A 7,510-nucleotide genomic window follows, 5' to 3' on the forward strand; every position below is an offset into this window, starting at 1 on the left:
GGTGGCGTTTGCCCTCGAGTTCGCTGATGACGACCAACGGCAGGATGACGTGGTGTTCAGCGAAGCGTGTGACTGCCCAGGGATCGGAGAGCAGCACAGAGGTGTCGAGGACGTAGGTGCGTGTGGTCACGTGGGCTCCTACGTTTGTGCGGCACCCGCACAAACCAGTTCTTCGATGACCGGCTGGTTCTTGTCCGTTCCTCGGCGTCAGCCGAGATGGACGAGGACCGGGGCCGGCCCCCTCGCGCTGCTGGTGCAACCCACGATGTGAACCTCCCGGACGAACCGCTTCCCCGCGGCCCGTCACTGGTCAACGTACGCGGATGCCGACGTTCCGGCGCGACGTAAATGGGTGTGTCTACGTGAAATATGCGTAAACGGACGTATCGTCGAACCACGACGCGCAGATGCGGTGCCGTGGTGGCGATACGTCCGTCAGCAGGGAGAACGCGGAGATCAGCGACCGGCGCGAGCGAGGATACGAGCCTTGGCGGCTGCTGCCTCGTCGTTCAGACCCTCGACACTTTCGAGTTTGAGTTGGTCGACGATCGACGCCGCGATCGCGTCGATGGTGGCTTCGTCCTGATAGTCGGCGATCAATGCGCGCTGCTCGTCGAAGTCGACGACGTCGAAGCCGATCGGCTCGTCGAGTCCGCGCGCGAGCGCCTTGTCGAGTGCGATGACGGCGGTGTCCTGGTCGGCCACGAGTCCGGCACCGAGCAGGTTGACGAAGGTGCGCGACGACGTCTCGTCGTCTCCGGCGACCTTGTGCAGGATCTGCGCCAGGATGTCGTCGGTCACCGATGCCTGCATCTTCTCGATGAACTTCACGCTCTGGGCCTCGTGTACGGCCATGAGCGCCAGCACGTCGAGAGGCTTGAGCTCGTCGACCTGCGCCTCGTTCTGCCGGTAGCCCGCGGTGACGTGAACTCGACGACGCTCCTCGGCATCGACCGGGTCGATCGCGCGGCGGACGACGAGGTAGTCGCGCAGGACCACCGCGTGGCGGTTGTCCTCTGCCGTCCACACACCGACGAGCTGACGCCAATCGGAGAACGCCGGGAAGTACTTCGCGAGAATCCGGTGATACGACGGCAGGTTGTCCTTGGTGAGGAGCAACGCCAGCAGCGCCGCTGCGGTCTCGTCGGACAGCGTCTGTTGCGAGGGGTCCCAGTCGTCGCCTCCCATGAAGGCGAAGTTACGGCCGTCGTCCCACGGCACGTACTCGTGCGGATTCCACACAGCGGAAGCGAGCTGGTGATCCTCGGCGACCTCCGGGAGGGCCTTCTCCAGCGCGATGATCAGTTCGTCTTCGCTCAGTACGTTCATCGCAGCAAGGATACGGATCCGTAGGCGGCGATTTCAAACCGCCCCGGGCCCTCTCGACGGTGGTCGGATGTCCAGGTCAGACCCGGCTCATCAGCCCCCACTCCTCGAGTCCGTCGTAGAGCGGGTGGTCGAGTGCCAGGCGCGATACCCGCCCGCGCAACGCGGACACGTCGGCGTCGGCCCCGGCCGCGAGCGCGGTGGCGATGATGTCGGCCACCTCGGTGAACTCCTCGTCGCCGAAGCCACGGGTGGCCAGGGCCGGGGTGCCGATCCGCAGACCGGAGGTGACCATCGGCGGTCGCGGATCGAACGGCACCGCGTTGCGGTTGACCGTGATGCCCACCTCATGGAGCAGGTCTTCGGCCTGCTGACCGTCGAGCGGGCTGTTGCGCAGGTCGACGAGCACCAGGTGGACGTCGGTACCACCGGTGAGAACCGAGACACCGGCCTTCTCGACGTCGGCGCCGGTCAGCCTCTCGGCGAGGATCTTGGCGCCTGAGAGCGTGCGACGCTGGCGGTCGGCGAACTCCTCGGTGCCCGCGATCTTGAGCGCGACGGCCTTGCCCGCGATGGCGTGCATGAGCGGTCCGCCCTGCTGCCCCGGGAACACCGACGAGTTGAGCTTCTTGGCCCACTCCTGCTTGGCGAGGATGATGCCCGAACGGGGACCGCCGAGGGTCTTGTGCACGGTCGAGGAGACGACGTCGGATGCCGGGACGGGGTTGGGGTGCAGCCCCGCGGCGACGAGACCCGCGAAGTGGGCCATGTCGGTCCACAGGTAGGCGCCGACCTCGTCGGCGATCGACCGGAAGGCGTCGAAGTCGAGCGTGCGCGGGTATGCCGACCAGCCCGCGACGATCACCTTGGGCTGCACGTCGAGGGCGATCTTGCGCACCTCGTCCATGTCGATCCGAAAATCCTCTTTGCTGACACCGTAGAAGTGGTTCTCGTAGAGCTTGCCCGAGAAGTTGAGCCGCATACCGTGCGTCAGGTGACCGCCGTGCGCGAGGTCGAGGCCGAGGAGCTTCTCCCCCGGGTTCATCAACGCCATCAGCACCGCCGCGTTGGCCTGAGCTCCCGAATGTGGCTGCACGTTGGCGAAGTCGGCCCCGAAGAGTTCCTTGGCGCGGTTGCGTGCGATGTCCTCGACGACGTCGACGTACTCGCAGCCGCCGTAGTAGCGACGTCCCGGGTACCCCTCGGCGTACTTGTTGGTCAGGACACTGCCCTGCGCCTGCAGCACCGCGCGGGGCACGAAGTTCTCCGAGGCGATCATCTCGAGCGTGTCGCGCTGGCGACTCAGCTCGCCGTTCATCGCGGCGGCCACGTCGGGGTCGAGCTCGGCCAGGGACATCGAGTTCAGGCTCGCGGTGTTCGCTGAGATGGGGTTCTCGGTCATGGCGAACAGTCTATTGGCCCAGTTCGGCTCGGAGCAGCGCTGGGGTCAGTGGCTCGTCGAGGAGTCGTCCGAAGCGCGCCAGTCGCTCCGGTTCGGGCACAGCCTCGAGCCACTCCTCCAATAGTCGGTATCCCTCGACGTAGGTCGAGATGTAGGCCCGCCACAGCGGCGAGGTGAGGAATCGCAACATCTGGCGCGCCCGCTCGGGCGGTGCGAGCAGCCAGCGTTCGAGGAAGCCCGCGACGATGTCGACGTCGGCGTGTTGGTCGTGCAACATCAGGGCGGCGTCCTGCCGCACGGTCAGCAGGCCCGACGACGCCCTGCCGACTCGCTGCGCGCGCTCACCGTCGAATCGCAGCCCGAGGTCGGCGTAGATCTCCTGCGCCCACAACCCCCAGTCGTCTCCGATGGCTGCATGCAGCGCGTGGTCGGCGAGCCCCTCCGCCATCAGACACTGCGGTGTGTTGACCAGGAAGATGGTCTGCTCGGCCTGCCCACCGCCGACGAGGATCTGCTCCTTACGGCAGTGCTCGGTGTGGTGCCCCGGATACGCCTCGTGGGCGATGAGATGCGGCAGCGACGACATGTATTGCGTGAGGTCGGCGTTGATCGCGACCCGCGACCGATAGTTGCCGAGGTAGTAGTTGAAGCCGGACCACGGCTTGTCGGTCACGACCTCGAACTCGACGATCTCGTTGTCGGACAACGGGAACTCGTCTCTGACCCGCTCACGCAGCGCACCGCTGAACGCACGCACACATTCGTCGACGCGTTCCGGTGGGATCTCGTCGGAACGACGGTACGCCGCGTAGGCATCGCTGAGCACCGGTCCACTCGCGTCGGGTACGCCGAGCGCAGAACCCAACTCGCCGTGCGCCTTTCGATAGTCATCGGTGTCGGCGGGCGCGATGTCGACGTCGAAGTAGGCGCGCACCTCGTCGACGAACCCGATGTCGTCGCCCGCGAACTTGCGCGCGGAACACTCGAGTGCACGCAGATGTGCATCGACGAACGCCGCGCGATCGGTCGGCAGCCCAGCGGGTAGTTCGCCACGCAGGCCACGCGCCCGGTCGGCGAGTCGCGACGGGTCCGGAGCCGGCCCGTTGGCGATCTCGGAACGCAACGTCGGATCACCGGTGTACGCGTCGACGAAGCCCTCTTCGAGCCGGTCGAACGCGAGGCCGAGTCGTAGATAGTCGGTGATCAGATCCGTCTCCGGGGTTGCCGATCCCCTGTTCGCCGTTGTCATGGTGGAAGGCTACCGACAGCGGCATCGGCACGCCCTTCTAAGCTGTAGGCCATGACGATGAGGCGCGACGCGCATCCGCCAACGGGACGAGTTGGCTGATGGCGCGCGACACCACCGGCCGCGATCCCAGTCTGTATCTGGAACTCGATCGCAAGCAATGGCGTGACCTGCGTGAATCCATGCCGATGGTGCTCAACGAGAACGAACTCGACCAACTCGTCGGCATGGGCGAGAACGTCGACCTTCGAGAGGTCGCCGAGGTCTACCTTCCGCTCTCGCGTCTGATCCATCTGCAGGTCGCAGCCCGACAACGCCTCTTCGCGGCGACGTCGACCTTCCTCGGCGATCGACAGACCACCAAACAGGTGCCGTTCGTGATCGGGATCGCGGGAAGCGTGGCCGTCGGCAAGTCGACCACCGCGCGCATCCTGGCAGCCCTGCTCGCCCGCTGGGAGTCGCACCCGAAGGTCGACCTCGTCACCACCGACGGATTTCTGCTCCCCACCCGCGAACTCGAACGCCGGGGCATCATGCACCGCAAGGGATTTCCCGAATCCTACGACCGCAGGGCGCTGCTGCGATTCGTCACGGAGGTCAAGTCGGGTGCGCGCGAGGTCACCGCTCCGGTGTACTCACACCTCACCTACGACATCGTCCCCGACGTGATGCACTACGTGCACCAGCCCGACATCCTGATCCTCGAGGGCCTCAACGTCCTACAGACCGGCGCGACGCTCATGATCTCGGACCTGTTCGACTTCTCGATCTACGTCGACGCCAAGACAGCCGACATCGAGAACTGGTACATCTCCCGGTTCCTACAGATGCGCTCGACGTCGTTCGCCGATCCCAACTCGCATTTCCACCACTACTCGTCGTTGACCGACGACCAGGCCAAAGCAGCTGCACGCGACATCTGGACGTCGATCAACCTACCGAACCTACGGGAGAACATCCTGCCCACGAGGCCACGCGCCACCCTAGTGCTCCGCAAGGACGCCGACCACTCCATCAATAGGGTCCGACTCCGCAAGCTGTGACGTCGCGGTCATGCCGACCCAACCTGATCACTGCGCCCGCGGCGATCACTGGACCCACGGCGGGCTGATCCGATCGCCATCCCCTGTCGTGGCGGTCAGGCCGGGCACCGAGGTCACCCACACTTCGGACTCTGCGTCTCCCGGATTGTCAAGTAGCACAGAGCTTCCCGCAGGCACGAAGACCACCGCGCCCGGCTCGGTGTCGACTTGCACGCCGTCGAGCGCAAGCCGCGGCGCACCGGAGAGTACGAGCATCACCTCCTCGGAATCGACGGTGTGCGCGGTCCCCGACTGACCGGGACACAGCGTCGTCCGCCAGGCGCAGAGATCACGGCTTCCTGTGCGCGGCGATACGAATGATTCGAACGACGCCCCGTGCATGTCGTATGTGGTCGACCGAGTGACGAGTGGCATGACAGCTCCTTGATATAGACAGTCTGGCTGTCTATATTTAGACAGCTAGACTGTCTATATGTCAAGCCTCACCCCTCCCCGCGCACAGTTGCCGTTCCTGCTGATGCGCGCACAGTCCGCAGTGAGCGAACGCATCAACGACCGGATCTCACGCCGGGGCCATCCGACGCTTCGCCCGATTCACGGACTCGTGTTCACCCGAATCTCGCAGGCGGGCGCCTCGATCAACGACATCGCAGCCTTCATCGGCGTCACCAAGCAATCCGCAGCGGCCATCGTCGACGCACTGGAAAGCGACGGGTACGTGACGCGCAGAACAGATCCCGACGATCGGCGTGCCCGTCTGATCGAACTCACCGAGCGTGGGCGCACCGTCACACGACTGGCAACGACGGCAGCGGCGGCCGAAGCCGACGCCCTGGCCGAAGCGATGGGCGACGACGTACTCGCGGAGGTCCTCGACGCCCTACGGGTGTTGGCGGACATGCCGTCGCACCCGCAGACCTGACACACCTCAGCCGTGTCTTGTGCGTGTTGTCGCGTGGAGCCACGCGTCGAAGGCTGCGTGTCCGTGGGTTCGGAGGCGAGCGCGACGTCGGCGATCATCGCTGCCGCGTCGACCGCCGCAAGTGGGCGACACCGTCAACGCTAGAGCCAATTGATGATCCTTCGCCCGCGGCGGACTCGACGTGTTGCGCCATCGCGATGCGCCACGACTCCGCGGCACCGACGGCGAGCCGACCGGGGGAATTCTCGTCGGGTTCGGCACACCGTCGGTCTCCACATTCGACGCGGACGTGACCGCGCTGATCGACCTACTCGACGACTATTTGCCGAAGCGTCGGCTCCGGGCTGAGTAATCGCGCAGCGCACGCAGGAAATCGACGCGACGGAACTCCGGCCAGTAGGCGTCGGTGAACCAGATCTCCGAATACGCACTCTGCCAGAGCAAAAAACCCGACAGTCGCTGCTCGCCCGACGTCCTGATGACCAGGTCCGGATCGGGCTGTCCCTTGGTGTAGAGGTTCTCGTCGATCGCCTCCACGGTGACCGCGTCGACCAACTCCTGGACGGTCGCACCCTCGTCGGCCTTCTCGACCAGTAGCGCACGCACCGCGTCAGCGATCTCCTGCCTGCCGCCGTAACCGACGGCCACATTGACGTTCATGCCCGACCTGGTGAGTGTCCGTTCAGCTGCGCGTCGAAGGCGGGCAGCGGCGGCCTCGGGAAGCTGATCAAGCGTGCCGACTATCCGCACCCGCCAGTGCCCGTCAGGAGTGGCGATCTCGTCGACGATGTCGGGCACGATCTCCATCAGGGCGTCGAGTTCGTCGGATGCCCGCTGCAGGTTCTCCGTCGACAGTAGATAGATGGTGACGGTCTCGATGCCGAGCTCGGCACACCACTCGAGCATCTCCGCGATGCGCTGCGCACCGACCCGGTGTCCGTGGCTGACGTCCTCGAAGCCCGCCTCGCGCGCCCACCGTCGATTGCCGTCGCAGATGATCGCCACATGCCGGGGAAGCCGTGTCTCGTCCGTCAACTGGATCAACCGACGCTCGTACACGGAGAGCATCGGCCGACGCAGACGATCGGGTAGGAGTTTCATCGCGAACCAGATTAGACCTCACGGGTGAGGGCGCTCTGAGTCAGGCCACAACGTCCTCGGCGAGTTCCTCGGACTCCTCATCGGTGAGCTGGTCGCGCTCGTGACGTCCGGAAGTGGGAGCAGGTGTCTGCTCGACGGCGTTCCTACGCTCACGCAGGGCGACGACCCCGACAAGCGCTGCTCCGACGATGAGCCAACCGACGATCTTCGCGATCTCACCCCCGTTGGACACGTCCGGGAAGTACGCGAGGTTGCGTGACGCCTCGTTCAGGCCCGCACCGATCCAGAAATCGTGCAGCACCGCGAAGAACTTCGACTGCAGGGCCGGCGCGAAGACACCGCCGCTGGTGGTGAAGTTCAATCCGACGAAGATCGTGACCATGGCCAGCGTGGTGAACCGGCCGATGAACGGATGCAGTCCGATCGCGAACAGCATGGTCGCGAGGGCATACAGGATCGAGAGGCCGAAG

Annotated in this window: 9 protein-coding genes and 1 pseudogene; 3 read left to right on the plus strand and 7 right to left on the minus strand. The window is 65.3% G+C overall.

Annotated features, from left to right (window positions below):
- The 4 genes from GOOTI_RS25260 to GOOTI_RS16215 all read right to left on the minus strand — a co-directional run.
- Positions 1-163, minus strand: a 163-nt coding sequence (locus GOOTI_RS25260; protein ID WP_373279029.1) for a PIN domain-containing protein, incomplete at its 3' end; no start/stop codon positions are given.
- Positions 164-456: 293 nt separating this feature from the next.
- On the minus strand, positions 457-1,329 hold the full coding sequence (locus GOOTI_RS16205; protein WP_007239694.1) for an acyl-ACP desaturase: 873 nt from the start codon (positions 1,327-1,329) through the stop codon (positions 457-459).
- Between the two features lie 76 nt (positions 1,330-1,405).
- A complete protein-coding gene (gene glyA / locus GOOTI_RS16210; RefSeq protein ID WP_039994235.1) occupies positions 1,406-2,683 on the minus strand; it encodes a serine hydroxymethyltransferase in 1,278 nt (425 codons plus the stop codon).
- A 55-nt stretch (positions 2,684-2,738) separates the two neighbouring features.
- Positions 2,739-3,977, minus strand: coding sequence for a hypothetical protein (locus GOOTI_RS16215; RefSeq protein ID WP_007239696.1), 1,239 nt, complete (start codon positions 3,975-3,977; stop codon positions 2,739-2,741).
- 98 nt (positions 3,978-4,075) lie between these two features.
- Between GOOTI_RS16215 and coaA the strand changes: the two genes are divergently transcribed.
- A complete protein-coding gene (gene coaA / locus GOOTI_RS16220; protein ID WP_007239697.1) occupies positions 4,076-5,017 on the plus strand; it encodes a type I pantothenate kinase in 942 nt (313 codons plus the stop codon).
- Between the two features lie 45 nt (positions 5,018-5,062).
- Here the strand turns inward: coaA and GOOTI_RS16225 are convergent, their stop codons facing one another.
- On the minus strand, positions 5,063-5,431 hold the full coding sequence (locus GOOTI_RS16225) for a cupin domain-containing protein (protein WP_007239698.1): 369 nt from the start codon (positions 5,429-5,431) through the stop codon (positions 5,063-5,065).
- Between the two features lie 58 nt (positions 5,432-5,489).
- Here GOOTI_RS16225 and GOOTI_RS16230 point away from each other — a divergent pair, with 58 nt between their 5' ends.
- Together GOOTI_RS16230 and GOOTI_RS25265 are read left to right on the plus strand one after the other, a co-directional pair.
- On the plus strand, positions 5,490-5,939 hold the full coding sequence (locus tag GOOTI_RS16230; RefSeq protein ID WP_007239699.1) for a MarR family winged helix-turn-helix transcriptional regulator: 450 nt from the start codon (positions 5,490-5,492) through the stop codon (positions 5,937-5,939).
- A 181-nt stretch (positions 5,940-6,120) separates the two neighbouring features.
- Positions 6,121-6,291 (plus strand): hypothetical protein, encoded by a 171-nt coding sequence (locus GOOTI_RS25265; RefSeq protein WP_007239700.1) that lies wholly within the window; start codon positions 6,121-6,123, stop codon positions 6,289-6,291.
- Here GOOTI_RS25265 and GOOTI_RS16235 read toward each other — a convergent pair.
- Entirely contained in the window at positions 6,258-7,040 is a 783-nt protein-coding gene (locus GOOTI_RS16235) for an isoprenyl transferase (protein ID WP_007239701.1), read from the minus strand. The genes GOOTI_RS25265 and GOOTI_RS16235 overlap by 34 nt on opposite strands.
- Before the next feature lie 40 nt (positions 7,041-7,080).
- Positions 7,081-7,510 (minus strand): annotated as a pseudogene (locus GOOTI_RS16240) (hypothetical protein); the annotation flags it as partial.

Source organism: Gordonia otitidis NBRC 100426 (assembly GCF_000248075.1).
Lineage (GTDB): Bacteria > Actinomycetota > Actinomycetes > Mycobacteriales > Mycobacteriaceae > Gordonia > Gordonia otitidis.

Excerpts from the sequence above, each read along its gene's own strand:
- GOOTI_RS16205 (WP_007239694.1), bottom strand. The coding sequence starts at position 1,329 with ATGAACGTACTGAGCGAAGACGAACTGATCATCGCGCTGGAGAAGGCC.
- glyA (WP_039994235.1), bottom strand. The coding sequence starts at position 2,683 with ATGTCCCTGGCCGAGCTCGACCCCGACGTGGCCGCCGCGATGAACGGC.
- GOOTI_RS16215 (WP_007239696.1), bottom strand. The coding sequence starts at position 3,977 with ATGACAACGGCGAACAGGGGATCGGCAACCCCGGAGACGGATCTGATC.
- coaA (WP_007239697.1), top strand. The coding sequence starts at position 4,076 with ATGGCGCGCGACACCACCGGCCGCGATCCCAGTCTGTATCTGGAACTC.
- GOOTI_RS16225 (WP_007239698.1), bottom strand. The coding sequence starts at position 5,431 with ATGCCACTCGTCACTCGGTCGACCACATACGACATGCACGGGGCGTCG.
- GOOTI_RS16230 (WP_007239699.1), top strand. The coding sequence starts at position 5,490 with ATGTCAAGCCTCACCCCTCCCCGCGCACAGTTGCCGTTCCTGCTGATG.
- GOOTI_RS16235 (WP_007239701.1), bottom strand. The coding sequence starts at position 7,040 with ATGAAACTCCTACCCGATCGTCTGCGTCGGCCGATGCTCTCCGTGTAC.